25 protein-coding genes are annotated in these 24,216 nt (G+C 71.2%); 10 read left to right on the top strand and 15 right to left on the bottom strand.

Going from position 1 to position 24,216, the window contains the following annotated elements; all coding sequences use genetic code 11:
* Positions 1-124: 124 nt before the first annotated feature.
* Positions 125-661 carry a YbhB/YbcL family Raf kinase inhibitor-like protein gene (locus RNL97_RS06570; protein WP_243313658.1) on the top strand — a complete coding sequence of 179 codons (537 nt, stop codon included), beginning with the start codon at positions 125-127 and terminating at the stop codon, positions 659-661.
* Between the two features lie 138 nt (positions 662-799).
* Positions 800-1,312, top strand: coding sequence for an HNH endonuclease (locus RNL97_RS06575; RefSeq protein WP_030586321.1), 513 nt, complete (start codon positions 800-802; stop codon positions 1,310-1,312).
* A 62-nt stretch (positions 1,313-1,374) separates the two neighbouring features.
* Here the strand turns inward: RNL97_RS06575 and RNL97_RS06580 are convergent, their stop codons facing one another.
* The 4 genes from RNL97_RS06580 to RNL97_RS06595 all read right to left on the bottom strand — a co-directional run bounded on the left by RNL97_RS06580 (position 1,375) and on the right by RNL97_RS06595 (position 4,694).
* On the bottom strand, positions 1,375-2,142 hold the full coding sequence (locus tag RNL97_RS06580) for a sulfite exporter TauE/SafE family protein (RefSeq protein ID WP_030586324.1): 768 nt from the start codon (positions 2,140-2,142) through the stop codon (positions 1,375-1,377).
* A gap of 84 nt (positions 2,143-2,226) precedes the next feature.
* Positions 2,227-3,216 carry an SPFH domain-containing protein gene (locus RNL97_RS06585; RefSeq protein ID WP_030586328.1) on the bottom strand — a complete coding sequence of 330 codons (990 nt, stop codon included), beginning with the start codon at positions 3,214-3,216 and terminating at the stop codon, positions 2,227-2,229.
* 164 nt (positions 3,217-3,380) lie between these two features.
* On the bottom strand, positions 3,381-3,809 hold the full coding sequence (locus tag RNL97_RS06590) for an NfeD family protein (protein WP_030586331.1): 429 nt from the start codon (positions 3,807-3,809) through the stop codon (positions 3,381-3,383).
* A gap of 87 nt (positions 3,810-3,896) precedes the next feature.
* Positions 3,897-4,694 carry an ABC transporter ATP-binding protein gene (locus RNL97_RS06595; protein ID WP_030586334.1) on the bottom strand — a complete coding sequence of 266 codons (798 nt, stop codon included), beginning with the start codon at positions 4,692-4,694 and terminating at the stop codon, positions 3,897-3,899.
* A gap of 144 nt (positions 4,695-4,838) precedes the next feature.
* Here RNL97_RS06595 and RNL97_RS06600 point away from each other — a divergent pair, with 144 nt between their 5' ends.
* A complete protein-coding gene (locus RNL97_RS06600; RefSeq protein ID WP_030586337.1) occupies positions 4,839-5,630 on the top strand; it encodes a hypothetical protein in 792 nt (263 codons plus the stop codon).
* Between the two features lie 238 nt (positions 5,631-5,868).
* Here the strand turns inward: RNL97_RS06600 and RNL97_RS06605 are convergent, their stop codons facing one another.
* The 3 genes from RNL97_RS06605 to RNL97_RS06615 all read right to left on the bottom strand — a co-directional run bounded on the left by RNL97_RS06605 (position 5,869) and on the right by RNL97_RS06615 (position 8,026).
* Positions 5,869-6,120 (bottom strand): chaplin family protein, encoded by a 252-nt coding sequence (locus RNL97_RS06605; protein WP_030586340.1) that lies wholly within the window; start codon positions 6,118-6,120, stop codon positions 5,869-5,871.
* Between the two features lie 123 nt (positions 6,121-6,243).
* The gene (locus RNL97_RS06610) at positions 6,244-6,888 is read right to left on the bottom strand and encodes a response regulator (protein WP_030586342.1); all 645 of its coding nucleotides are present in this window, start codon (positions 6,886-6,888) and stop codon (positions 6,244-6,246) included.
* Positions 6,881-8,026, bottom strand: coding sequence for a GAF domain-containing sensor histidine kinase (locus RNL97_RS06615; RefSeq protein WP_030586346.1), 1,146 nt, complete (start codon positions 8,024-8,026; stop codon positions 6,881-6,883). The genes RNL97_RS06610 and RNL97_RS06615 overlap by 8 nt, the downstream gene beginning before the upstream one ends.
* Positions 8,027-8,268: 242 nt before the next feature.
* Between RNL97_RS06615 and RNL97_RS06620 the strand changes: the two genes are divergently transcribed.
* From RNL97_RS06620 to RNL97_RS06630, 3 genes are all read left to right on the top strand, one after another.
* The gene (locus tag RNL97_RS06620; protein ID WP_030586349.1) at positions 8,269-8,994 is read left to right on the top strand and encodes an SDR family NAD(P)-dependent oxidoreductase; all 726 of its coding nucleotides are present in this window, start codon (positions 8,269-8,271) and stop codon (positions 8,992-8,994) included.
* The gene (locus RNL97_RS06625) at positions 8,991-10,196 is read left to right on the top strand and encodes an S-adenosylmethionine:tRNA ribosyltransferase-isomerase (RefSeq protein WP_243313662.1); all 1,206 of its coding nucleotides are present in this window, start codon (positions 8,991-8,993) and stop codon (positions 10,194-10,196) included. The genes RNL97_RS06620 and RNL97_RS06625 overlap by 4 nt, the downstream gene beginning before the upstream one ends.
* A 272-nt stretch (positions 10,197-10,468) precedes the next feature.
* On the top strand, positions 10,469-11,245 hold the full coding sequence (locus RNL97_RS06630) for a transglycosylase SLT domain-containing protein (protein WP_032765948.1): 777 nt from the start codon (positions 10,469-10,471) through the stop codon (positions 11,243-11,245).
* Between the two features lie 85 nt (positions 11,246-11,330).
* Here RNL97_RS06630 and RNL97_RS06635 read toward each other — a convergent pair whose 3' ends face one another.
* On the bottom strand, positions 11,331-13,946 hold the full coding sequence (locus RNL97_RS06635; RefSeq protein WP_313750473.1) for an ABC transporter ATP-binding protein/permease: 2,616 nt from the start codon (positions 13,944-13,946) through the stop codon (positions 11,331-11,333).
* Positions 13,947-14,313: 367 nt separating this feature from the next.
* Here RNL97_RS06635 and serB point away from each other — a divergent pair, with 367 nt between their 5' ends.
* Positions 14,314-15,627 (top strand): phosphoserine phosphatase SerB, encoded by a 1,314-nt coding sequence (serB, locus tag RNL97_RS06640; RefSeq protein WP_030586361.1) that lies wholly within the window; start codon positions 14,314-14,316, stop codon positions 15,625-15,627.
* Between the two features lie 60 nt (positions 15,628-15,687).
* On the opposite strand, the gene RNL97_RS06645 is transcribed toward serB, so the two are convergent.
* The 4 genes from RNL97_RS06645 to RNL97_RS06660 form a co-directional block, all read right to left on the bottom strand.
* Complete coding sequence (locus RNL97_RS06645) at positions 15,688-16,206, bottom strand: SixA phosphatase family protein (RefSeq protein WP_010061430.1); 519 nt, start codon at positions 16,204-16,206, stop codon at positions 15,688-15,690.
* A gap of 92 nt (positions 16,207-16,298) precedes the next feature.
* Positions 16,299-16,505 carry a hypothetical protein gene (locus RNL97_RS06650; protein ID WP_030586370.1) on the bottom strand — a complete coding sequence of 69 codons (207 nt, stop codon included), beginning with the start codon at positions 16,503-16,505 and terminating at the stop codon, positions 16,299-16,301.
* Positions 16,506-16,654: 149 nt separating this feature from the next.
* Complete coding sequence (locus RNL97_RS06655) at positions 16,655-16,771, bottom strand: SGM_5486 family transporter-associated protein (protein ID WP_007446146.1); 117 nt, start codon at positions 16,769-16,771, stop codon at positions 16,655-16,657.
* A 17-nt stretch (positions 16,772-16,788) separates the two neighbouring features.
* Positions 16,789-18,087 (bottom strand): CynX/NimT family MFS transporter, encoded by a 1,299-nt coding sequence (locus RNL97_RS06660; protein WP_030586373.1) that lies wholly within the window; start codon positions 18,085-18,087, stop codon positions 16,789-16,791.
* A gap of 127 nt (positions 18,088-18,214) precedes the next feature.
* On the opposite strand from RNL97_RS06660, the gene RNL97_RS06665 reads away from it, so the two are divergent.
* Positions 18,215-18,889 carry a FadR/GntR family transcriptional regulator gene (locus RNL97_RS06665; RefSeq protein ID WP_030586377.1) on the top strand — a complete coding sequence of 225 codons (675 nt, stop codon included), beginning with the start codon at positions 18,215-18,217 and terminating at the stop codon, positions 18,887-18,889.
* 13 nt (positions 18,890-18,902) lie between these two features.
* Here RNL97_RS06665 and RNL97_RS06670 read toward each other — a convergent pair whose 3' ends face one another.
* The 3 genes from RNL97_RS06670 to fabG all read right to left on the bottom strand — a co-directional run bounded on the left by RNL97_RS06670 (position 18,903) and on the right by fabG (position 20,953).
* Complete coding sequence (locus RNL97_RS06670) at positions 18,903-19,274, bottom strand: hypothetical protein (RefSeq protein WP_030586381.1); 372 nt, start codon at positions 19,272-19,274, stop codon at positions 18,903-18,905.
* Positions 19,275-19,460: 186 nt separating this feature from the next.
* Positions 19,461-20,228: an enoyl-ACP reductase FabI gene (gene fabI / locus RNL97_RS06675; RefSeq protein ID WP_010061423.1), complete on the bottom strand. Its 768-nt coding sequence runs from the start codon at positions 20,226-20,228 to the stop codon at positions 19,461-19,463.
* A 5-nt stretch (positions 20,229-20,233) separates the two neighbouring features.
* Positions 20,234-20,953 (bottom strand): 3-oxoacyl-[acyl-carrier-protein] reductase, encoded by a 720-nt coding sequence (gene fabG / locus RNL97_RS06680; protein ID WP_243313666.1) that lies wholly within the window; start codon positions 20,951-20,953, stop codon positions 20,234-20,236.
* Positions 20,954-21,191: 238 nt separating this feature from the next.
* Here fabG and RNL97_RS06685 point away from each other — a divergent pair, with 238 nt between their 5' ends.
* Both RNL97_RS06685 and RNL97_RS06690 read left to right on the top strand, forming a co-directional pair.
* Positions 21,192-22,715: a TldD/PmbA family protein gene (locus RNL97_RS06685; protein WP_030586386.1), complete on the top strand. Its 1,524-nt coding sequence runs from the start codon at positions 21,192-21,194 to the stop codon at positions 22,713-22,715.
* A gap of 82 nt (positions 22,716-22,797) precedes the next feature.
* Positions 22,798-24,192, top strand: a complete 1,395-nt coding sequence (locus RNL97_RS06690; protein WP_030586389.1) for a metallopeptidase TldD-related protein — start codon at positions 22,798-22,800, stop codon at positions 24,190-24,192.
* Positions 24,193-24,216: the final 24 nt, after the last annotated feature.

Consider the following 24,216-nt stretch of genomic DNA (forward strand, 5'->3'; position numbering starts at 1 on the left):
GGTCGGCGTTAACAACGCTCGTGATCAATACATCTAGGCGGCGGTACGCCCTCCGGAGCGAGGGCGGTACGCCCCCTACAGTCGGGGAAGAAGGCAGACGAACCGATCAGGAGAGGTGCGAGACGTGACCGAGTCGAACAGGGCCCCGCTGCCGCATGACTTCCATCCGGAGGTGCCGGCGTTCACCGTGGTGAGCGACGACCTCGCGCCGGGAGCCGTGCTGGGCGACGCTCAGGTGCTTGCGGCCGGGAACACTTCGCCGCAGCTGCGGTGGGAGGGGTTCCCCGAGGGGACCAAGAGCTTCGCCGTGACGTGTTTCGACCCGGACGCGCCGACGGGCAGCGGGTTCTGGCACTGGGTGCTCTTCGACCTCCCGGTCTCGGTGACCGAGTTGCCCGCCGGTGCGGGCAGCGGGGAGTTCAAGGGGCTGCCGGAGGGCGCCGTTCAGGCGCGTAACGACTACGGGTCGAAGGAGTTCGGCGGCGCCGCGCCGCCGGCCGGCGAGAATCACCGGTATGTGTTCACCGTGTACGCGGTGGACACCGAGAAGCTCGGGATCGACAGTGATTCCTCGCCCGCGGTGGTCGGGTTCAACCTCCGGTTCCACACGCTCGGGCGTGCGCATCTGATCGGTGAGTACCAGGCTCCCGCCGACGATTAGTTCGTCTGCTGTTTGCCCTGCTCTGGTCTTGGAGAGATCAGAGCAGGGCATTTTTTATTGCGTTGTCCATCGCGGCCTGCCCAGCCAGAGTTGATCCGGGCCTGCCAGGGGGCGGGCGGCACACGGGAGGTGGGCAGGATGCGTGACACGCTGGTTCTCAACGCGAGCTTCGAGCCGCTGTCGACAGTGACGCTCAACCGTGCGGTGGTCCTGATCCTGACGGACAAGGCCGTCGTCGAGCAGTCGCATCCCGAGCTCCGTATGCGTGGTGCCGCCGTGGACATTCCGGCGCCCCGGGTGATCAGGCTCTGCCGGTACGTGCGGGTGCCGTTCCGAAGACAGGCCCCGTGGTCCAGAAGGGGCGTGCTCATACGGGACCAGCACCGGTGCGCGTACTGCGGGCGGCGGGCGTCCACCGTCGACCATGTGGTGCCGCGTGCCCAGGGCGGGCAGGACACCTGGCTGAACACGGTGGCCTCCTGCGCCGAGGACAACCACCGCAAGGCGGCCCGGACGCCCGAGCAGGCGGGGATGCCGCTCCTGAAGCAGCCGTTCGTCCCCTCCCCCGCCGAGGCGATGCTGCTGGCGATGGGGGCCGGTGACCGGGCGGAGCTGCCCGAGTGGCTGGACCGGGCGGCCGCGGCGGCGTAGTCGGCGTACGCCTGGTGATGTATGCGTGGCCCCGTCCCCGGGAAGGGGCGGGCCCACGTGTGTCAGCGGAGCAGCAACTGGACGATGGCCATCGTTCCGACGGCCACGATGAGGGCGCGCAGGACGGTGGGGCTCAGTCGACGGCCGACCTTGGCGCCTATCTGGCCGCCGATGGCCGAGCCGACCGCGATGAGGACGACGGCCGTCCAGTCGAAGTGGGCGACGAAGAGGAAGAACAGCGCCGCGATGCTGTTGACGATGGCGGCCAGGACGTTCTTGACGGCGTTGAGGCGCTGCAGGGTGTCGTCGAGCAGCATGCCCATGAGGGAGAGGTAGATGATCCCCTGGGCGGCGGTGAAGTAGCCGCCGTAGACGCTGGCGAGCATGAGGCCGCTGAACAGGAGCGGGCCGCCGTCGGTACGGGCCACGGTGCCGGTGTGTTCGCGGCGGCGCTGCACGGCTTTGCTGATGCGTGGTTGCAGGATGACGAGGACGAGCGCCATGGCGACCAGGACCGGGACGATCGTCTCGAAGGCCGTGGAGGGCAGGGCGAGCAGGAGCGTGGCTCCGGTGAGGCCGCCGATGGCGGCTCCGATGCCCAGTTTGACGATCCGGCGGCGCTGGCCGGCCAGTTCCTTGCGGTAGCCGATGGCTCCGCTGATGGAGCCGGGGATGAGGCCGAGCGCGTTGGAGACCGTCGCCGTGACCGGGGGGAGGCCGGTGGCGAGGAGGACGGGGAAGGTGATCAGGGTGCCCGAGCCGACGATCGTGTTGATCGTGCCCGCTCCGACTCCGGCCGCGAAGACGGCGAGTATTTCCCAGATGGACAAGACCATCTCCTTCGGTGGTCAGTGACGCCTCCCCGCCATGAAGGTCGAGGGGCCTCACCGATCATGCACGAAGGGCTTTCGGGGTCAGGAGACCGGGGGTTCCTCGCGTCGTTCCACCGCAGGGGCCGGGATGCCGCCCTTGGCTCCACCGCCGTTCCCGCCGTTTCCGCCGTCGCCGCCGGTGTTGAAGCCGGGTACGCCGCCGCCGAGGTTGCCGAAGGCTCCGCTGAGGCCCTTGAGGGCGTCGCCGATCTCGCTGGGCACGATCCAGAGCTTGTTGGCGTCGCCCTCGGCGATCTTCGGGAGCATCTGGAGGTACTGGTACGAGAGCAGCTTCTGGTCCGGGTCCCCGGCGTGGATGGCCTCGAAGACCGTGCGGACGGCCTGGGCTTCGCCCTCGGCGCGCAGGGCGGCGGCCTTGGCCTCACCCTCGGCGCGCAGGATCGCGGACTGCTTCTCACCCTCGGCGGTGAGGATCTGGGACTGCCGGATGCCCTCGGCAGTGAGGATCGCGGCGCGCTTGTCGCGGTCGGCGCGCATCTGCTTCTCCATCGAGTCCTGGATGGAGGTCGGCGGCTCGATCGCCTTGAGTTCGACGCGGTTGACGCGGATGCCCCACTTGCCGGTCGCCTCGTCGAGGACGCCGCGCAGGGCCGCGTTGATCTCCTCGCGGGAGGTGAGGGTCCGCTCCAGGTCCATGCCGCCGATGATGTTGCGGAGGGTGGTGACGGTGAGCTGCTCGATCGCCTGGATGTAGCTGGCCACTTCGTAGGTCGCGGCGCGGGCGTCGGTCACCTGGTAGTAGATGACGGTGTCGATGTTGACGACCAGGTTGTCCTGGGTGATCACCGGCTGCGGCGGGAAGGGCACGACCTGTTCACGGAGGTCGATCCGGTTGCGGATCGAGTCGATGAACGGGACGACGATGTTCAGGCCCGCGTTCAGGGTGCGGGTGTAGCGGCCGAATCGCTCGACGATGGCGGCGCTGGCCTGCGGGATGACCTGAATCGTCTTGATCAGGGCGATGAAGACGAGCACCACCAGAATGATCAGAACGATGATGATCGGTTGCATCGTGTCTCTCGTGCCCTTCGGTTGGCCGGTGGATCGCGGTGATCGGGGTCGGTCCTCGTGGGGGACGGTGGTCGGCGAGGAGCGGGCCGGGCCGGGGTCCCATGATGATCGACATGATCGACTTCGAGTCTGGCAGACCTGGGCCCGCCCCGTACGCGCTTCGGTCACATGACGACGGCCGTCGCTCCGTCGATGTCGATGACATCGACCTGAGTGCCTGGCTCGAAGACCTGCTCGGCGTCGTAGGAACGGGCCGACCAGACCTCGCCGGCGAGCTTGATGCGGCCCCCGTCGGCCGACACCCGTTCCAGCACGGCTGCCTGACGGCCTTTCAGGGCCTCGATGCCGCTGGCCTGTCCGGTCTGTCCGGCCCGGTGTCTGGCGGCGATCGGGCGCACGACGGCGATCAGCGCGACCGAGACCAGGACGAAGACCAGGACCTGGGCGACGATTCCGCCGCCCAGGGCCGCGACGGCCGATGCGGCCACAGCCCCGACGGCGAACATGCCGAATTCGGGCATCGCGGTCAGGACGAGGGGGATGCCCAGTCCCACCGCGCCGATCAGCCACCACACCCATGCGTCGATGTCCACCTGGTCATCGTAGGACTGTCGGTGCGTCACCGACAGGGCGCACGGGGGTCAACTCCGGTGAAATGCCTGCCGATCGGAGTGTGACGGTCAGGAGAGCGGGAGGCCGTGGGCGGTGTAGCGGTCGCCGGTGTGCTCGACGATGAGCGGCAGGCCGAAGCAGAGGGAGAGGTTGCGGGAGCTGAGCTCGGTCTCCATGGGACCGGCCGCGAGGATCTTGCCCTGGCGGATCATCAGGACGTGGGTGAACCCGGGTGCGATCTCCTCGACATGGTGGGTGACCATGATCATGGAGGGGGCGTACGGGTCGCGGGCGAGGCGGCCGAGGCGGCGGACGAGGTCCTCGCGCCCGCCGAGGTCGAGCCCGGCGGCGGGCTCGTCGAGGAGCAGCAGCTCGGGGTCGGTCATCATGGCGCGGGCGATGAGCGTGCGCTTGCGCTCTCCTTCGGAGAGCGTGCCGAACTTGCGGTCCAGGTACTCGGTCATGCCGAGGCGGTCGAGGAAGGCGCGGGCGCGCTCCTCGTCGACGGCCTCGTAGTTCTCGTGCCAGGTGGCGGTCATGCCGTACGCGGCGGTGAGGACCGTCTGCAGCACGGTCTGGCGCTTGGGCAGCTTGTCGGCCATCGCGACGCCCGCCATGCCGATGCGGGGGCGGAGTTCGAAGACGTCGGTGCCGACGCCGCCCAGCTCCTCGCCGAGGACGGTGGCCGTTCCCTTGCTCGGGAAGAGGTAGCTGGACGCGAGGTTGAGGAGGGTCGTCTTGCCGGCGCCGTTGGGGCCCAGGATGACCCAGCGCTCCCCCTCCTTGACCGACCAGGAGACGTCTTCCACCAGAGCGCGTCCGTCGCGGACCACGGATACGTCCACCAGCTCCAGTACATCGCTCATGGCGCGTTGTCTCCCCAAGCAGTCTCGTCGATCGTCGCGTGCCGGTGGGCACGGCTCCCAGGGAAAACCTACGCCACCGCGCGAGTGGTTCGGGCGTGAGGTCCGGACCCCGGGCTCGGCCCGGGCGTTCCCTAGGCTGTCGGCATGCTTGTCGAACCACGTTCAGGGTTGTTGGCCGCTTGGGGAAACGCGCTCCTGGCGGGACTCGTCTCGCCGGACGAGGCGGCCCTCGCGATTGTCGGAGAGGACGCGGTGCACCGCGTCGAGGGGCTGCCGGGTGAGGCGGGGCCGGTCGGGCTCACGCTGGCGCTCGGCCGGCTGCGGGGGCTGGGGGCGACCGGTTTCCGGCTGGCTCTGCCGGTGCCGGGGCATCCGCTGGGGCTGAGCGGTCCGCCGGACTTCAACGCGCGGGCGCTGGAGGCGGAGGAGGCGGTCGTCGCGTACGGGGTGCCGTACGGGCTGGTGCCGGAGGTGAGCGGGGCCGGGCCGGAGGGGGATCTGCACATCGAGGTGGTGTGGCGGGTGCTGCCGGTGCGGGAGGCGCCGCCCGCGGATGTGCCGTCGCTGGGCGAGGCGGAGCGGGAGCTGGCGGAGGCGTTGCGCGATGCGACGGCGGTGCTGTCGCGGTTGGACGTGGCCGGTTCCGGGCCGGTGGCGGAGGCGGCGGTGGAGGCGTACCGGGCGCGGGTGGAGCGGGGTGGTGGGCACGAGGTGCTGGCGCCCGGGTATCCGCCGAGGGCGGTGCGGGTGCTGGAGATGGCGCAGCGGGTGGGGCTGCTGGTCTCGGTGGCGTACGAGAACGGGCACGGGGGTGCGGTGAGCGCGTCGGAGATCGCGGCGCGGGGGGAGGCGTTGCGGCCGGTGGAGCGGGTGGCTCGGCGGGCGTTGGTGGCGGCGTACAACGCGTATGTGGAGGGCGGGGAGGTGCGGCGGTAGGGCCGTGGGGCCCGTTGTCCTCAAGCGCGGGACGGGTTGGGGCGCGGTGTCCCCGGGCGGGGGGCCTTGTTCTGGTGCGGGAGCCCCGCCGCGAGGGTTCCGTCCTCAAGCGCCGGACGGGCCGGGGGTGCCCGGACGGGCTGGGGGCGGGCGGGCTGGAACAGCGGGGCTCCCGGCGTCAGACGGGCTGGGGGCGGGCGGGCTGGAACAGCGGGGCTCCCGGCGTCAGACGGGCTGGTCAGTGGTTCAGGCCCAGGTTGCCGAAGGCCGGGTTGAGTAGGCCCACGACGTTGACCGTGTTGCCGACCACGTTCACCGGGACGGCGACCGGGACCTGCACGAGGTTGCCGCTGGCGACGCCCGGGGAGTTGGTGGCCACGCCGTGGGCGTCGGCACCGCTGTGGCCGGTGGCGGAGGCGGCACCGGCGCCGGCGGCGATGAGCCCGCCCGCGATCATCGTGACGGCGGCGGCCTTCTTCAAATTCTTCACTTCAGGATCCTCCTGGAAAGGCTGCGGCAGGCCGCCGCAGCACGATCTGGAGAACGCCGTGCCGCCCGGAAGGATGCGCCGTTCGGGTGACATACACCCGACAGTATGAATCTCTCGGCGACGTCAGCCCACCGCTCCGTGGCGTACCGCCCACAGCGCCGCCTGGGTGCGGTCGGCCAGGTCGAGCTTCATCAGGATGTTCGAGACATGCGTCTTGACCGTCTTCTCCGAAAGGACGAGCGCCCGGGCGATCTCCCGGTTCGAACGGCCGTCCGCGATGAGGCCGAGGACCTCGCGTTCCCGCTCGGTGAGCGTGTTTCCCCGGCCCGTGCCGGTGCCCGCGTCCTCCTGGGCGAGGAGGGCGCCGGCGACCTCGGGCTGGAGCAGGACGTGTCCGGCGTGGACGGAGCGGATGGCGCCGGCCAGGGCGTCCGGGTCGACGTCCTTGTAGACGTAACCGGAGGCTCCGGCGCGCAGGGCGGGGACCACGGTGCGCTGTTCGGTGAAGCTGGTGACGATGAGGATCTTGGCCGGGTTGTCGAGCTCGCGCAGGCGGCGCAGCGCCTCGATGCCGTCGGTGCCGGGCATCTTGATGTCCATCAGCACGACGTCGGGGCGCAGCTCCTCGGTCCGGGCCACGCCCTCCGCGCCGTCGGACGCCTCGCCGACGACCTCTATGTCCTCCTGGATCTCCAGGAAGGTGCGCAGTCCGCGGCGGACCACCTGATGGTCGTCGACCAGCAGCACCCTGATGATCTTGTCAGCCACCGGGGACCTCCATCTCGATCGTGGCGCCCTTGCCGGGCTCCGATGCAACGGTGAGTCGGCCGCCGACGCTGCTCGCCCGGTGGCGCATGGAGACGAGGCCGAGGTGGCGGCCCGCCCGTCGGACGGCGGTGGGGTCGAACCCGCGCCCGTCGTCGGTGACGCGCAGGACGGTGGCGCTGCCGCGCCGGGCCAGGGTGACGCTCACGCGCTCCGCCCCGGAGTGGCGCAGGGCGTTGTGGAGGGCTTCCTGGGCGACCCGGAGCAGCGCTTCCTCCTGGGCGGCGGGCAGTGCGCGGACTCCGCAGCTCTCGAAGGCGACGTCGGCGGCGTGCGCCCGGTCCAGGACCTGGATCTGGGTGCGGAGGGTGGCGATCAGGCCGTCCTCGTCGAGGGCGGCCGGGCGCAGCTCGACGACGGCGGCCCGCAGTTCGTCGACGGCTTCGGCGGCGAGGACGGCGACCTGCTGGAGCTCGCCCTTGGCGCGGACGGGGTCGCGGTCGACGAGGGCGGCGGCGGCCTGGGCGGTGAGGCGGAGCGAGAACAGCTTCTGGCTGACCGCGTCGTGCAGCTCGTGGGCGAGGCGGGAGCGCTCCTCGGCGATGGTCAGCTCGCGGCTGCGTTCGTAGAGGCGGGCGTTGGTGAGGGCGATGGCGGCGTGCTGGGCGAGGATCGAGAGCAGTTCCTCGTCCTCGGCGGTGAAGCCGCAGCCGCCCTCGGGCTTGGGGCACATCTTGTTGGCGAGGAACAGCGCGCCGATGATCTCGTCGCCGTCCGTGATCGGCAGGCCGAGGAAGTCGGACATGTCGGGGTGGGCGTCGGGCCAGCCCTCGAAGCGGGGGTCCTCGCGGACGTCGGCGAGGCGTTCGGGCTTCGCCTGGTGGAGCATCGCGGCCAGGATGCCGTGCTGGCGGGGCAGCGGGCCGATGGCCTTCCACTGTTCGTCGCTGACGCCGTCGACCACGAACTGGGCGAAGCCGCCGTGGTCGTCCGGGACGCCGAGGGCCGCGTACTGGGCGTCGAGCAGCTCGCGGGCGGAGGCGACGATCGTCTTCAGGACGTCGCCCACTTCGAGGTGCCGGCTCATGGCGAGCAGCGCGGCACTCACCGCGGCGAGGCCCGACGGTGGGCGATCACTCATGGGATCACCGTACCGGCGGGGGTGGGCGGTCGTATCGGGCCCGGGTCGGGGCCCGGCCCGCCGGGTCCTAGGCCGGGGCGGGACGGCCCCTCGGCCGGAGGTCGTAGGACTGCCCGGGACCTACGCCGAAGTGCCGGGTAAGGGTGCGGCTCCAGGGCGAGGCGCGGTGCGGCCGGGCCTTCCTACGGTGAAATCGCCGGGGTCTCCCGGCGGACGCCGAGGGTGCGAAGGGGACGGTCACCATGCCGGTCGCGATGATCACGGGTGGTTCGAAGGGGCTGGGGCGGGCGTTGGCGGGGGCCCTGGCCGGGGAGGGCTGGGACCTGGTGCTGGACGCCCGGACCGCCGGGGTGCTGGAGGAGACGGCGCGGGAGCTGCGCGGGCGGTACGGGACGCGGGTGGTGGCGGTGCCGGGGGACGTCACGGACGCGGCGCACCGGGCGGATCTGGTGGCGGCGGCCGGGTCGCTGGGCGGGCTCGACCTGTTGGTGAGCAACGCGAGCGTGCTGGGCGCGGAACCGCTGGTCCGGCTGGACGCGCTGCCGCTGGAGGGGCTCAGGCGGGCGCTGGAGACGAATGTGGTGGCGGCGCTCGGTCTCGTACAGGAGGCGTTGCCGTCGCTGCGGGCCTCGGAGGCGGGGACGGTGGTGGTGATCAGCTCGGACGCGGCGGCGGAGCCCTACCCGACGTGGGGTGGTTACGGGGCGTCGAAGGCGGCGCTGGACCAGCTGGCGGCGGTGCTGGGCGAGGAGGAGCCGGGGTTGCGGGTGTGGGCGGTCGACCCGGGCGACATGGCGACGGACCTGTACGCCGCGGCGGTCCCAAAGGACGCGGACGCGGCGCGGCCGTCGCCGGAGAGCGTGGTGCCCGCGTTCCTGCGACTGGTACGGGAGCGCCCGGCCGGCGGCCGGTACGCGGCTTGGGCCCTGCTGGAGGGGCCGGCGGGGCGGGACGGGGGTGCGCGATGACCGCGCGGGGGCGGAACGGGCGCGGCGACGTGGCCCTCGCCGTGCCGGGGGCGGGAGGGGGGCCCTCCGCCTCGCCCGGCCCGGCCGGAGCCCGAACAGCCGGCGCGGCGGAGGCCACCGCTCTGGAGGCCCTGCGGGTGCCGGACGCGTTGTCGGCACGGGTGCCGGCCGAGCAGCGCGGGGCGGGGCGTGACGACGTGCGGCTGCTCGTGTCCCGGGGGCGGGCGGTCGCGCACCACGCGTTCCGGGAGCTGCCGGAGCAGTTGCGGGCCGGGGACGTGCTGGTGGTGAACACCTCCATGACGCTGCCCGCCGCGGTGAACGGGCGCGTCGGCGGGGAGCGGGTCGTCGTGCACTTCTCCACGCGGGGTGCGGACGGGCGGTGGGCGGTGGAGCTGCGGGCGCCCAGGGGGGCGGGTGTCACCGGGCCGCGGCGGGGTGGTCCGGCGGGGGCGTCGGTGCGGCTGCCGGGCGGGCGGGCCCTGGTGCTGGAGGAGCCGTTGGGGCCCGCGGCCGGGGCCCGGCTGTGGTGGGCGAGCGTGCCGGAGGGGGTGCCGGAGCTGCTGCGCAGGTACGGGCGGCCCATACGGTACGGGTACACGGATCGGGATCAGCCGCTGTCGGCGTACCGCACGGTGTTCGCGGTGCCCTCCCCGGACGGGAGCGGTTCGGCCGAGATGCCGAGTGCGGCGCGCCCCTTCACGCTCCCGCTGGTGGCGGAGCTGGTGCGCCGGGGTGTGCTGTTCGCCCCGCTGTCCCTGCATACGGGGGTGGCCTCGGCGGAGGCGCACGAGCCGCCGTACCCGGAGCGGTTCGCGGTGCCGGCGGCGACGGCCCGGCTGGTGAACGCCGTCCGGGCGGCGGGCCGCGGGCGGGTGGTCGCGGTGGGGACGACGGCCGTGCGGGCGCTGGAGTCGGCGGCGGGCGCGGACGGGGTGGTGCGGCCAGCCGGGGGATGGACGGACCTCGTGGTGACGCCGCGGCGCGGGGTCCGGGTGGTGGACGGGCTGCTGACCGGGCTGCACGAGCCGCAGGCCTCGCATCTGCTGATGCTGGAGGCGGTGGCGGGGCGCGAGGCGCTGCGACGCGGGTACGAGGCGGCGCTCCAGGAGCGGTACCTCTGGCATGAGTTCGGGGACGTCCATCTCATCCTGGCGGATGAGGAACGTAACCCTCCGGATTGCTTCAGCAACGAGCGGTGAGACTGCCACCTCGCCGATGTGAGCCCAGGCATAGGGCGCACGTCACTTACGAACGCACCTAGTGGGCATATAAGGGCGTTTTGAGCAGGCGTGCACGAGGGTCATTTCGGGCGAACGGGACCCTTCTCCACTACCCGGCTTCGTACGTCACACCTTTGCCTCAGGATTTTGCTGCCGCTAAGAATTGCTCTCGTCCCCGACGGAGGTGCGCATCACCGCCTCCGGTCTCGTCCTCCGTGAGGACACCTGAGCATTCGAAGAGGTAGCCCTACATGTCTGCGACTCGCATTCCCCGTCGTCTCCGTCGTCTGAACAAGGTCCAGAAGATCTCCGTGGCCGGTGTGTCGGCCCTGGGCGTCGCCGCCCTGACCTTCTCGCTCGTCCCGTCGAACGCCGATGCCGAGATTGCCCCGCAGGCGGCAGCCGCCGCTGCGCCCGTGGCCTTCACCAACGCCGCGGGGACCGCACAGGCCAAGACCGTGCAGAACAGCATGATCGAGCAGCACTCCACCGCCGAGAAGCTCGTGAAGGCCGCCGACGCCGCCAAGGCGAAGGCCGCCGCCGAGACCAAGGCCAAGGCCGCCAAGGCGAAGGCGGCGTCCGAGGCGAAGGCCAAGGCCGCCGCCGACGCGAAGGACAAGGCCGAGAAGGCCGCCAAGGCCAAGGCGGACGCCAAGAAGCGCGCGTCCGAGAAGGCCAACCGCTCCACCGCGCGCAAGCCCGTCTACGCCAACAACCTGGACGGCTGGATCCGCGAGGCCATGGCGATCATGAAGAAGGAAGGCATCCCCGGCTCCTACGAGGGGATCCACCGCAACATCATCCGGGAGTCCAGCGGTAACCGCTGGGCCATCAACAACTGGGACATCAACGCCCGGAACGGCATCCCCTCCAAGGGTCTGCTCCAGGTGATCCAGCCGACCTTCGACCGCTACCACGTGGCGGGAACCAAGAAGGACCTGTACGACCCGGTCGCCAACATCGTCGCCGCCTGCAACTACGCGGCCGACCGTTACGGCTCCATGGACAACGTGAACAGCGCGTACTGAGCCGCCGAGTCTCCGGGACCAGCCGTACGCATGCCGGAGGCCGGCACCCCCGCGGGGGTGCCGGCCTCCGTTCCGTACCCGGTGCTTACTTGCGCATGACCTCGGGCTCGTGGCGGCGCAGCAGGCGCGCGACCACGAAGCAGCAGATCACGCCGAGCGCGAGCAGGATCGTGATGTTGATGCCCCACTGGCTCGCGGTGTGCTCCCACAGCGGGTCGACGTCGGTGGGGTCCTTCGGGTCCCACGGCGGCGTCAGACGACCCAGGTCCAGCGTGGTGCCGGCCGCGGCCATCGCCCAGCGGGACGGCATCAGCCAGGCGAACTGCTCCAGGCCGGGCGACCCGTACACCTGGAAGAGCACGCCGGTGAAGACGACCTGGACGATCGCGAACATCACCAGCAGCGGCATGGTCTTCTCGGCGGTCTTCACCAGCGAGGAGATGACCAGGCCCACCATCATCGACGTGAAGCCCAGCGCGATGATCGAGAGGCAGATCTCGACGGCCGGGGGCATGATCAGGCCCTCTTCCGGCAGCTGGCGGGTGGCGAAGCCGATACCGCAGATGATCACGCCCTGGAAGGCGGTGATCACGCCGAGGACGATCACCTTGGACATCAGGTAGGCGGAGCGGGAGAGGCCGGTGGCCCGCTCGCGCTCGTAGATGACCCGTTCCTTGATCAGTTCTCGTACGGAGTTGGCGGCGCCGGAGAAGCACATGCCGACCGCGAGGATCAGCATGATCGTCCCGGCCTTGCCGTTGAACCGGGACGGCGGGGTGGGATCGCCCAGCCCGAACTCCGCCGGGATGACCACGCTGACCACACCCAGCACGGCGGGCAGGATCAGCATCAGACCCATGAAGCCCTTGTCGGACGCGATGACGGAGGAGTATCTCCGGATCAGCGTCCACAGCTGGGCCATCCAGCCCTGCGGCTTCGGCGGGCGCATCTGCTGCGGGGGCGGCATGGTGACCGGCTGGGCCGCGACCGCGTCGATGTCGGCGGCGTACATCTGGTAGTGCTGCGAACCGCGCCAGCGGCCCGCCCAGTCGTAGTCGCGGTAGTTCTCGAAGGCGGAGAAGACGTCGGCCCAGCTGGTGTAGCCGAAGAAGTTCAGCGCTTCCTCCGGCGGGCCGAAGTAGGCGACGGAACCGCCGGGCGCCATCACGAGCAGCTTGTCGCAGATCGCCAGCTCGGCGACCGAGTGCGTGACCACGAGCACCGTGCGGCCGTCGTCGGCGAGGCCGCGCAGCAGCTGCATGACATCGCGGTCCATGCCCGGGTCGAGGCCGGAGGTCGGCTCGTCCAGGAAGATCAGCGACGGCTTGGTGAGCAGCTCCAGGGCGACCGAGACGCGCTTGCGCTGGCCGCCGGAGAGCGAGGTGATCTTCTTGTCCTTGTGGATGTCGAGCTTCAGCTCGGCGAGGACCTCGGTGATCCGGGACTGGCGCTCGGCCTCGGTGGTGTCCGCGGGGAAGCGGAGCTTTGCCGCGTACTTGAGGGCCTTGGTGACGGTCAGCTCCTTGTGCAGGATGTCGTCCTGCGGGACCAGACCGATGCGCTGGCGCAGCTCGGCGAACTGCTTGTACAGGTTCCGGTTGTCGTAGAGGACGTCACCCTGGTTGGCGGGCCGGTAACCGGTGAGCGCCTTGAGGAGGGTGGACTTTCCGGAACCGGACGGGCCGATGACCGCGATCAGCGACTTCTCGGGGACGCCGAAGGAGACGTCCTTGAGGATCTGCTTGCCGCCGTCGACCGTCACCGTGAGGTGGCGGGCGGAGAAGGAGACCTCACCGGTGTCGACGAACTCTTCCAGCCGGTCGCCGACCAGCCGGAACGTCGAGTGGCCGACGCCGACGATGTCGTTCGGGCCGAGGAGGGCCGAACCGGACTTCTGGAGCGGCTGACCGTTGACGTACGTGCCGTTGTGCGAGCCGAGGTCGCGGATCTCGAAGCGGCCGTCGGGCGTCGCGTGGAACTCGGCGTGGTGGCGGGAGACCTGGAGGTCGGAGACGACCAGTTCGTTCTCCAGCGCACGACCGATGCGCATGACCCGGCCGAGGGCCAGCTGGTGGAACGTGGTGGGGCTGCGGTCGCCGTAGACCGGCGGCGCCCCCGCGGCACCGCCCTGTCCGGGTCCGCCCTGTTGCCCGGGGTTCTGCTGGTGCGGCACGTTCTGGTGCGCGGGCTGCTGGTGCGGGACCTGCTGCTGGTGCGCCTGCGGCTGCTGCCAGGCCTGCTGCTGGGCAGGGGCCTGGTGGTGCGCCGGCGCCTGGTGCTGGGCGGGCGCCTGCTGTCCGTGCCAGCCCGCGGCGCCGCCCTGGGGCTGGTGGTGGGGCTGGTGCGCCGGGGCCTGCTGCGCGCCGGCCGCCTGGCCGCCGGCGACACCGGCTCCCGCGGCGGCGCTGAGGCTCACCCGGGGTCCGTCGGTGGCGTTGCCCAGGTGCAGCACCGAGCCGGCGCCGAGCTCCACCTGCTGGATCCGCCGGCCCTGCACATAGGTGCCGTTGGTGCTGCCGTGGTCCTCGATGGACCAACTGCGGCCGTTCCAGCCGATCGTGGCATGCCGCCACGACACTCTGGCGTCGTCGATCGTCAGGTCGCCCTGCGGATCACGTCCAAGGGTGTACGACCTGGACGGATCGAGCGTCCAGGTGCTGCCATTCAATTCCAGTACGAGTTCCGGCACTCCGCGCCCCACTAGTTGTCCCCCGTGATACCCCCGTCGCAGGGAGTCTAGGGATGCTGAACATCGTGGGGAACTATTCCAGGACCAGTCCCCGATCCGAAAGTCGGGCGGGTGAAGAGCGCGAGGAGACCTGCGCGAACACCCCGATACCGGGGGGCGAAACGGGAGCGGATACGGTCGAGTCCGGACGAAGGGCCAGCTACCGTCCAAAAGACGTCCGGCGACACGATATGGGCTGATACAAGACAGCCGGTGCGGCCGGGCGCAAGACTCGTACCGGCCAGATTCGGACGCGGCGTCGGCGGGACCGGAGCGATTCCGTCCGGCACTCGGGACGGGCGGCCGGAGGAGGCGGCGGGACCGATACGGTGGGAGCACCATGAGCGCATCTCAGCCACCTCAGCCCCCCTCGTCTTCTGAGCCCTCTGAGTCTCCTGAGCCCCTTGGACCCCTGGGATCCCGTCGGGTCGACGGAGCCGGCGACGGGCCCCCTCCGGGCAGTGACGCACCCACGCTGCTGGTCAAGATCTTCGGCAAGGACCGTCCCGGCATCACCGCCGGCCTCTTCGACACCCTCGCCGCGTACGCCGTCGACGTCGTGGACATCGAGCAGGTCGTCACCCGGGGCCGCATCGTGCTGTGCGCCCTGGTCACCGCGCCCACGGCGGGCGGGACCACCGAGGGCGATCTGCGGGCGACCGTGCACAGCTGGGCCGACTCCCTGAAGCTGCAGGCCGAGATCATCTCCGGCATCGGCGACAACCGGCCCCGCGGTGACGGCCGTTCCCATGTGACGGTGCTGGGGCACCCGCTCACCGCCGAGTCGACCGCCGCCATAGCGGCCACCATCACCTCGACCGGCGGGAACATCGACCGTATCTTCCGGCTGGCGAAGTACCCGGTCACCGCCGTCGAGTTCGCGGTGTCGGGGACCGGGACGGCCGAGCTGCGGACCGCGCTGGCGACCGAGGCCGCGGAGATCGGTGTGGACGTCGCGGTGGTCTCGGCCGGGCTGAGCCGGCGGGCCCAGCGGCTGGTGGTCATGGACGTCGACTCCACGCTGATCCAGGACGAGGTGATCGAGCTCTTCGCGGCGCACGCGGGCTGCGAGGACAAGGTCGCCGAGGTGACCGAGCAGGCGATGCGCGGCGAGCTGGACTTCGAGCAGTCGCTGCACGCCCGGGTCGCGCTGCTCGCCGGTCTGGACGCCTCGGTGGTGGACAAGGTCCGCACCGAGGTGCGGCTCACTCCCGGCGCCCGCACCCTGATCCGTACGCTGAAGCGGCTCGGCTACCAGGTCGGCGTCGTCTCCGGTGGCTTCACCCAGGTCACGGACGATCTGAAGGAGCGGCTCGGCCTCGACTTCGCCTCGGCCAACACCCTGGAGGTGGTGGACGGCAAGCTCACCGGCCGTGTCGTCGGCGAGGTGGTGGACCGGGCGGGCAAGGCACGGCTGCTGCGGAGCTTCGCCGAGCAGGCGGGCGTACCGCTGGCCCAGACGGTGGCGATCGGGGACGGGGCGAACGATCTCGACATGCTGAACACCGCCGGGCTCGGCGTCGCGTTCAACGCCAAGCCGCTGGTCCGCGAGGCGGCGCACACCGCGGTGAACGTGCCGTTCCTGGACACCGTGCTCTATCTGCTCGGCATCACCCGGGAAGAGGTCGAGGCGGCGGACGGCCTCGTCGGCTGAACCCGTCCGAGCGAAGGACAGGGCCCCGGCACCGCAGTGGTGCCGGGGCCCTGTGCGTGCTCAGTCGTTCGGGGTCCAGTACTCCGTGAGCCTGCCCGCGCCGTGCTCCACGCTCTTCCAGGAGCCGGGGAACTCCACCACGGCATAGGCGGCGGTGGGGAAGCCGTCCCGGGTCATCCGGGCCAGGGTGTCGCCCTCGGCCGAGCCGGAGAGGGCGTCGGCGGCCCCGTGCATCCCGGGGTTGTGCCCGATGACCAGGAGGTTGCGCACCTCGTCGGGGGTCTCGTTGAACAGGGCGATCAGTTCGCCGAGGGAGGCCTCGTACAGCCTCTCCTCGTAGACGGTCCGGGGGCGCTGGGAGAATTCATGGACCGCCAGCTTCCAGGTCTCCCGTGTCCTGGCGGCACTGGAGCAGAGGGCCAGATCGAAGTCGATGCCGGAATCGGCGAGCCTGCGGCCGGCCACGGGCGCGTCCTTTCGGCCGCGCTCGGCCAGCGGGCGCTCATGATCGGAAGCCTGTGACCATTCCGCCTTGGCATGCCGGAGAAGGACGATCCTGCGAGGTGTCTCGACGCTCATACATCTCAGCTTCGCATGAAACGCGCCCTCCGGCGCAGGGTGTTGACGGGCTCGTCCGGACAGTTCACGCGCTGGTCCGGGGCTGCTTCGGCTCAGCGGAACAGCAGCTGGAAGGTGCGCTCGATCAGCTGTCCGAACGCGGGGGCGGTGGTGGCGGCCTGGGCCTGCCCGGGGCTGAGCACCATCAGCAGCAGCCCGGCGAACGCGACGGCGGGCAGGGCGATGGCCCACCAGGGCAGCCGGATCCCGACACCGTCGGCGGCCGGTCGATGGGACCTGGTGTGCGTCGGTGCCGGCATGTCCGCCTCCGTCAAGTCATCGGGTCGTTACCGAAGAACCTACGGAACGGAGACGGCCGGTCCCATCCGGTGACCCACCCACTTCACCCTGACCCTGGCCCCCTAGGGGAAGGTGGGGCCAGCCCCACCCCTCGCGGGGTTCGCGGGCGTCAGGGTGAGGCGATCGTGGCGATCACACCGATGACGACGGTGATGAGGAGCATCGCCCCGAACACGAGGAGAAGCTTCTTCTGGCCGTTCTGGGGATTCGGATCGAGCACTGGCATGAGGTCAGTGTCGCATCTCAGCACTCGTCCTCGATCGTCCGGTCCCGGCCGGCGAGGATCCCGGCCACCATCTGGGGAATCATGAGGCCCGCCATCAGGGCGATCGGCAGCCCCCACCCGCCGCTGTGCTGGTAGAGCACGCCGACGAGCAGCGGACCGGGGATCGAGAGCAGGTAGCCGGTGGACTGGGCGAAGGCGGAGAGCCGGACCACGCCCGCGCCGGACCGCGCCCGCATGCCGATCATGGTGAGGGCGAGCGGGAAGGCGCAGTTCGCGACCCCGAGGAGCAGGGCCCAGGCCCAGGCTCCGGCGGCGGGCGCGAGGTACAGGCCGCTGTAGCCGATCAGGCCGCACAGCCCGAGGACGACGACGATGGGGCCCTGGTTCTTGAGCCGGGAGGCGACCCGGGGGATGACGAAGGCCAGCGGGACGCCCATCGCCATGGTGACCGCGAGCAGGAGTCCGGCCGTGCCGGCGGAGACCCCGGCGTCGCGGAAGATCTGCGGCATCCAGCCCATGGTGATGTACGCGGCGGTGGCCTGGAGCCCGAAGAAGCAGGCGAGGCCCCAGGCGGTACGGCTGCGAGCGATGCGCAGGGGCTGCGCATCGGGGGCGTTCGCGGCGACCGGCGCCGACTGGCCGGGGGCCGGGGTGCGGTCGCGTACGAGGACGATCCAGGGCAGCACGGCGACGGCGGCGAGCACGGCCCAGACGACCAGGCCCGTCTGCCAGTTGCCGCCCAACGCGCCGGTGACGGGGACGGTGAGGGCGGCGGCCAGGGCGGTGCCGAGGGCCAGGGCCATGGAGTAGAGGCCGGTCATGGTACCGACGCGGTCGGGGAACCAGCGCTTGACGATCACCGGCATCAGGATGTTGCTCACGGCGATGCCCATCAGGGCCAGGGCACTGGCGGCCAGGAATCCGGCGGTGGAGCCGATGTACGGACGGACGGCCAGGCCCACCGCGATGGCGGCCATGCCGGCGCAGACGACGGTGCCCGCGCCGAATCGGCGGGCGAGGCGCGGCGCCATGACGCCGAAGACGGCGAAGCAGAGGGGCGGCACGGAGGTGAGGACGCCGGCCACGCTGCCGCTCATGTGCAGCCCTTCGCGGACCTCTTCGAGGAGGGCGCCGAGGCTGGTGATGGCGGGGCGGAGGTTGAGCGCGGCCAGGACGAGCCCCACGGCGATGAGGCGCAGCAGCCACGGAGAGGGGCCCTCGGCGGCTCCGGGGAGCGGCTGGGGCCGGGTGTCGTGGGGCGTGCGCGCGGTGGCCTCGCGGTTCAGGGTCGGGGTCTGCGTCTCGTCGTCCGGCATGGAGCCATCATAGAATCATGGGATGATTGATTGTCCAATCCGGTCATGGCCCTGCATCCCCCGCACGCGTTGAGAGAATGCGGGAGAGAATCCGGCCCGGACCTCAAGCTCACGAGCAAGGAGCACCATGGCGCTGACGTCCCCTCGGCGTTCGGCACTCTCCGACCAGGTGATCGCCCAGTTGCGGAACCAGATCACCTCGGGCGAGTGGCCGGTCGGCTCGCGGATTCCGACCGAACCCGAGCTGGTCGAGCAGCTGGGCGTGGCCCGTAACACCGTCCGCGAGGCCGTGCGGGCACTCGCGCACAACGGGCTGCTGGACATCCGGCAGGGCTCCGGCACGTATGTGATCGCCACGAGCGAGCTGGCCGGGGTGATGCACCGCAGGTTCGCGGCGGCGGACCCCCGGCACGTCGCGGAGCTGCGCTCGACGCTGGAATCGTCGGCGGCCCGGCTGGCGGCGGCCCGGCGCACCGAGCGGGATCTGCGGCAGCTGGACGCGTTGATGGCCCGCCGGGAGGAGGCCTGGGCGTCGGGCGACGCGGAGGCGTTCGTGGCGGCGGACGCCACGCTGCACCTGGCGGTGGTGGCCGCCTCGCACAACGACGTCCTGACCGGGCTCTACGCCGATCTCGGGGATCTGTTGCGCGACTACCTGCGCGGTGACGTGGGTCCCGAGCTGCGGCCGGAGAACCACATGGACCACGGCCGGCTGGTCGAGGCGATCCGGGCCGGGGACGCGGAGACGGCGGCGGCCGAGGCGGCGAGCCACGCGCTGCACTGCCTGACGGACCGGGTGTAGCACCCGGGCCTGCTCACAGCGGGGCGGGGTGGTGGCTGACCCAGGCGGTCGCGACCTCTTTCCAGCAGCGGTCCTCCAGCCGTACGGTCCGGCCGGGCTCCACCGCGACCACCTCGCCGTCCGCGTCGACGTCCCACCACCGGTCGCACTCGGTGTGCAGCCGGACCAGGTCCACGGAGGGGTAGGGGTTGTGGCAGTAGGCGACGACCCGGGAGCCCTCGACGGTCGTACGGCACTCCGAACCGGCCGGTTCGGGCTTCGGGGCCGCCACGTCCGTACCGGAGTCGGCTCCCCTGGCGGCGTGGACCCCCAGGGGTACGGCGAGGGCGGCGACGGCCAGCGGTACGGCCAGGAGGAGACGGGGGCGTCGGCGCGTGGGACGCACAGCGATCTCCCTCCCGCAGCCTGACCAGAAGTCCGGTTCCTCCTCATTCTGCGGTGGATCGGCCGACTTTTCGACCGGAGCGTCGGCGAGGGGCCACGGTGCGTGAACGGCCCCCGGCCGCGTACCGCCTCCGTGAGCGGGAGGGGGTGACGCGGCCGGGGGCCGTTCAGCTGGGGCCGTGCGCGGTCAGGCGCCCATCATGTGCACGCCGCTGTCGACGTGGATGATCTCGCCCGTGGTACGCGGGAAGAAGTCGGAGAGCAGGGCGACGATGCCGCGACCGGCCGGCTCCGGGTCGGACATGTCCCAGGCGAGCGGGGCGCGGTGGTTCCAGACGTCGGCCAGCTCCGAGAAGCCCGGGATGGACTTGGCGGCCATGGAGCCGATCGGACCGGCGGAGATCAGGTTGCAGCGCAGCCCGTCCTTGCCCAGGTCACGGGCGAGGTAGCGGGAGGTGGCCTCCAGCGCGGCCTTGGCCGGGCCCATCCAGTCGTACTGCGGCCAGGCGTACTGGGCGTCGAAGGTGAGGCCGACGATCGAGCCGCCCTCGCTCATCAGCGGCTTGCAGGCCATGGCCAGCGACTTCAGCGAGAACGCCGAGACGTGCATCGCGGTGGCGACGGACTCGAACGGGGTGTTGAGGAAGTTGCCGCCGAGCGCGTCCTGCGGCGCGAAGCCGATGGAGTGGACGACGCCGTCGAGCGAGCCGAGCTCCTCGCGGACCAGACCCGCCAGCCGGTCCAGGTGCTCCTGGTTGGTCACGTCCAGCTCGATGACCTTGGCCGGCTTCGGCAGCTTCTTGGCGATGCGCTCGGTCAGGGTGGGACGCGGGAAGGCCGTCAGGATGACCTCGGCACCCTGCTCCTGGGCCACCTTCGCGGCGTGGAACGCGATGGACGACTCCATCAGCACCCCGGTGATGAGGATGCGCTTGCCGTCGAGAATTCCGCTCATGGTGATCAGTGACCCATGCCCAATCCGCCGTCAACGGGAATGACGGCTCCAGTGATGTACGACGCGTCGTCGGAGGCGAGGAAGCGCACCGCGGCGGCGATCTCCTCGGGCCGCGCGTAGCGGCCCAGCGGCACCTGGGACACGATGCCCTTGCGCTGCTCCTCGGTGAGCACCTGGGTCATGTCGGTGTCGACAAAACCGGGGGCGACGACGTTGAAGGTGATGTTCCGCGAGCCGAGTTCCCGGGCCAGCGACCGGGCGAACCCGACCAGTCCGGCCTTGGAGGCGGCGTAGTTCGCCTGGCCCGCCGAGCCGAGGAGGCCGACGACGGAGGAGATCAGGACGACGCGGCCCTTCTTGGCGCGCAGCATGCCGCGGTTGGCGCGCTTGACGACCCGGAAGGTGCCGGTGAGGTTGGTGTCGACGACGGAGGTGAAGTCCTCCTCGGACATCCGCATCAGCAACTGGTCCTTGGTGATACCGGCGTTGGCGACCAGCACCTCCACGGGACCGTGCTTCTCCTCGATCTCCTTGTAGGCCTGCTCCACCTGCTCGGCGTCGGTGATGTCGCAGCGGACCGCGAGGACACCGGCCTCGGTGAGGACCTGGGGAGGCTCGCCGGAGCGGTAGGTGATCGCGACCTGGTCGCCGTTGTCGGCGAAGGTGCGGGCGATGGCGAGGCCGATGCCCCGGTTTCCTCCGGTGACGAGAACCGAGCGGCTCAACGGATCACCCTTTCCTTGGCGGTCTGGTGCGTGGTCCCGGGCGGTCGGGTACGTCGAAAACCTATCGGTACCGTGCGCCGATCGGGGAATCGGGCCCTGACAGTGGCTTGTCCGGGGTGCTGTGGGGTTCCTACAGTCCGCGCCGATGCGTGGTCGGCCCACGCGTCTGCGATATCCCCCGGTGCGGTCACCCTCCGGCGTGGTTCACTGCCGTGGTGTATCGAGAAGGGAACTCCCTGTGCCCCACGAGGTAGATCAGTCATTCCTGGCACTGCCGTCGCGCGCGCTGGCCGACGCGGCGCTCGCCCGCGCTCGGGCCCTCGGCGCGACCCACGCCGACTTCCGGCTGGAGCGGGTGCGCAGTGCCACCTGGCGGCTGCGGGACGCGCGGCCCGCCGGGGCGTCGGACAGCACGGACCTCGGGTACGCGGTGCGCGTGGTGCACGGCGGGGCCTGGGGGTTCGCGTCCGGGGTCGATCTGACGATGGACGCGGCCGCGAAGGTGGCCTCGCAGGCCGTCGCGATGGCCAAGCTGTCGGCGAAGGTGATCGCCGCTGCCGGCTCGGACGAGCTGGTGGAGCTGGCGGACGAACCGTCGCACGGTGAGCGGACCTGGGTCTCGGCGTACGACGTCGACCCCTTCTCCGTACCGGACGAGGAGAAGGCGGCGCTGCTCGCCGAGTGGAGCGGGCGGCTGCTGGGCGCGGAGGGCGTCGCGCACGTGGACGCGTCCCTGATGACCGTGCACGAGAACAAGTTCTACGCGGACACGGCGGGCACCGTGACCACGCAGCAACGGGTGCGGATCCACCCGCAGTTCACCGCCGTCGCGGTGGACGGCACGACCGGCGGGTTCGACTCGATGCGCACGATCGCGCCGCCGGTGGGCCGGGGCTGGGAGTATCTGACCGGCACCGGCTGGGACTGGGACACCGAGCTGGAGCAGATCCCCGGTCTGCTGGCGGAGAAGATGCGGGCGCCGGGCGTCGAGGCGGGGGCGTACGACCTGGTCGTCGACCCGTCGAACCTGTGGCTGACGATCCACGAGTCGATCGGCCACGCCACCGAGCTGGACCGGGCGCTGGGGTACGAGGCGGCGTACGCCGGGACCTCGTTCGCCACCTTCGACCAGCTCGGCAAGCTGGCGTACGGCTCCCCCGTGATGAACGTGACCGGCGACCGCACGGCCGAGCACGGGCTCGCCACCATCGGGTACGACGACGAGGGCGTCGAGGCGCAGTCGTGGGACCTGGTGAAGGACGGCACGCTCGTCGGCTACCAACTGGACCGCCGCATCGCGAAGCTGACGGGCCTCGGCCGCTCCAACGGCTGCGCGTTCGCGGACTCGCCGGGCCATGTCCCCGTCCAGCGCATGGCGAACGTGTCGTTGCGGCCGGATCCGGGCGGCCTCTCCACGGAGGACCTGATCGGCGGGGTCGAGCGCGGGATCTACGTGGTCGGCGACCGGTCGTGGTCCATCGACATGCAGCGCTACAACTTCCAGTTCACCGGTCAGCGGTTCTTCCGCATCGAGAACGGCAGGCTCGCCGGGCAGCTGCGCGATGTGGCGTACCAGGCGACGACCACGGACTTCTGGGGCTCGATGGAGAGGGTCGGCGGCCCTCAGACGTATGTGCTCGGCGGCGCGTTCAACTGCGGCAAGGCCCAGCCCGGCCAGGTCGCGGCAGTCTCGCACGGCTGCCCCTCCGCCCTCTTCCGGGGCGTCAACATCCTCAACACGACGCAGGAGGCCGGACGATGAACGGCGACCACGGAACCGGCTGGGGGTCCGGGGGTCGTCCCCCGGGCAAGCACAGTCTCAACACGACGCAGGAGGCCGGACGATGAGCCGCGTCAGCAAGCCGTACGAGATCGTCGAGCGGGCTCTGGAGCTGTCCACCACGGACGGTCTGGTGGTCATCGCGGACGAGCAGTCCTCCGCCAACCTGCGCTGGGCGGGCAACGCGCTCACCACGAACGGGGTGACCCGGGGGCGCACCCTGACCGTCATCGCGACCGTGGACGGGGCCGAGGGAACCGCCTCCGGTGTCGTCTCCCGGTCCGCCGTGACCACCGACGACCTGGAGCCGCTGGTCCGCGCCGCCGAGGCCGCCGCCCGGGGCGCGGGCCCGGCCGAGGACGCGCAGCCGCTGGTGAGCGGGGTGCCCGCATCGCCCGACTTCACGGACGCGCCCGCCGAGACCGGCTCGGAGGTCTTCGCGGACTTCGCCCCGGCGCTCGGCGACGCCTTCGCGCGCGCCCGTTCCGGGGGCCGTGAGCTGTACGGCTTCGCCAACCACGAGCTGACCTCGACCTATGTGGGGACGTCGACGGGGCTGCGGCTGCGCCACGACCAGCCGAACGGGACGCTGGAGCTGAACGCGAAGTCGCCCGACCGGACGCGTTCGGCGTGGGCGGGCCGGGCGACCCGGGACTTCAAGGACGTCGACCCGGCGGCGATGGACGCGGAGCTGGCGCAGCGGCTGCGCTGGGCGGAGCGGCGCATCGAGCTGCCCGCCGGCCGCTACGAGACGCTGCTGCCGCCGACCGCGGTGGCGGACCTGCTGATCTACCAGCTCTGGTCGTCGACCGCGCGGGACGCGGTGGAGGGCCGGACGGTGTTCTCGACGCCCGGCGGCGGGACCCGGCTGGGCGAGCAGCTCGCTCCGCTCCCCCTCACCCTGCGCAGCGACCCGCACGCCCCGGGCCTGGAGTCGGCGCCGTTCGTGATCGCCCACTCCTCCGGCGACAGCGCTTCCGTCTTCGACAACGGGCTGCCGCTGGCCCCGACGGAGTGGGTCCGGAACGGGAAGCTGGAGCGGCTGACGACGACCCGGCACTCGGCGGGCCTGACCGGCCTCCCGGTCGCCCCGGGCATCGACAACCTGCTCCTGGAAGGCGGCGGCGAGCAGTCGCTGGAGGAGATGGTCGCCGCGACGACCGGGCGGGCGCTGCTGCTGACCTGCCTCTGGTACATCCGCGAGGTGGACCCGGCGACGCTGCTGCTGACCGGGCTGACCCGGGACGGCGTCTATCTGGTCGAGGACGGCGAGGTGGTCGGCGAGGTGAACAACTTCCGGTTCAACGAGTCGCCGGTGGACCTGCTGTCGCGGGCCTCGGAGGCCGGGCGTACGGAGAAGACGCTGCCGCGCGAGTGGGGCGACTGGTTCACCCGGGCGGCGATGCCCGCGCTGCGCATCCCGGACTTCAACATGAGCTCGGTCAGCCCGGGCGTGTGACCCGCCTAGACTGACACGTAGATC

It is taken from the genome of Streptomyces parvus, assembly GCF_032121415.1.
GTDB classification, from domain to species: Bacteria; Actinomycetota; Actinomycetes; order Streptomycetales; family Streptomycetaceae; genus Streptomyces; species Streptomyces globisporus_A.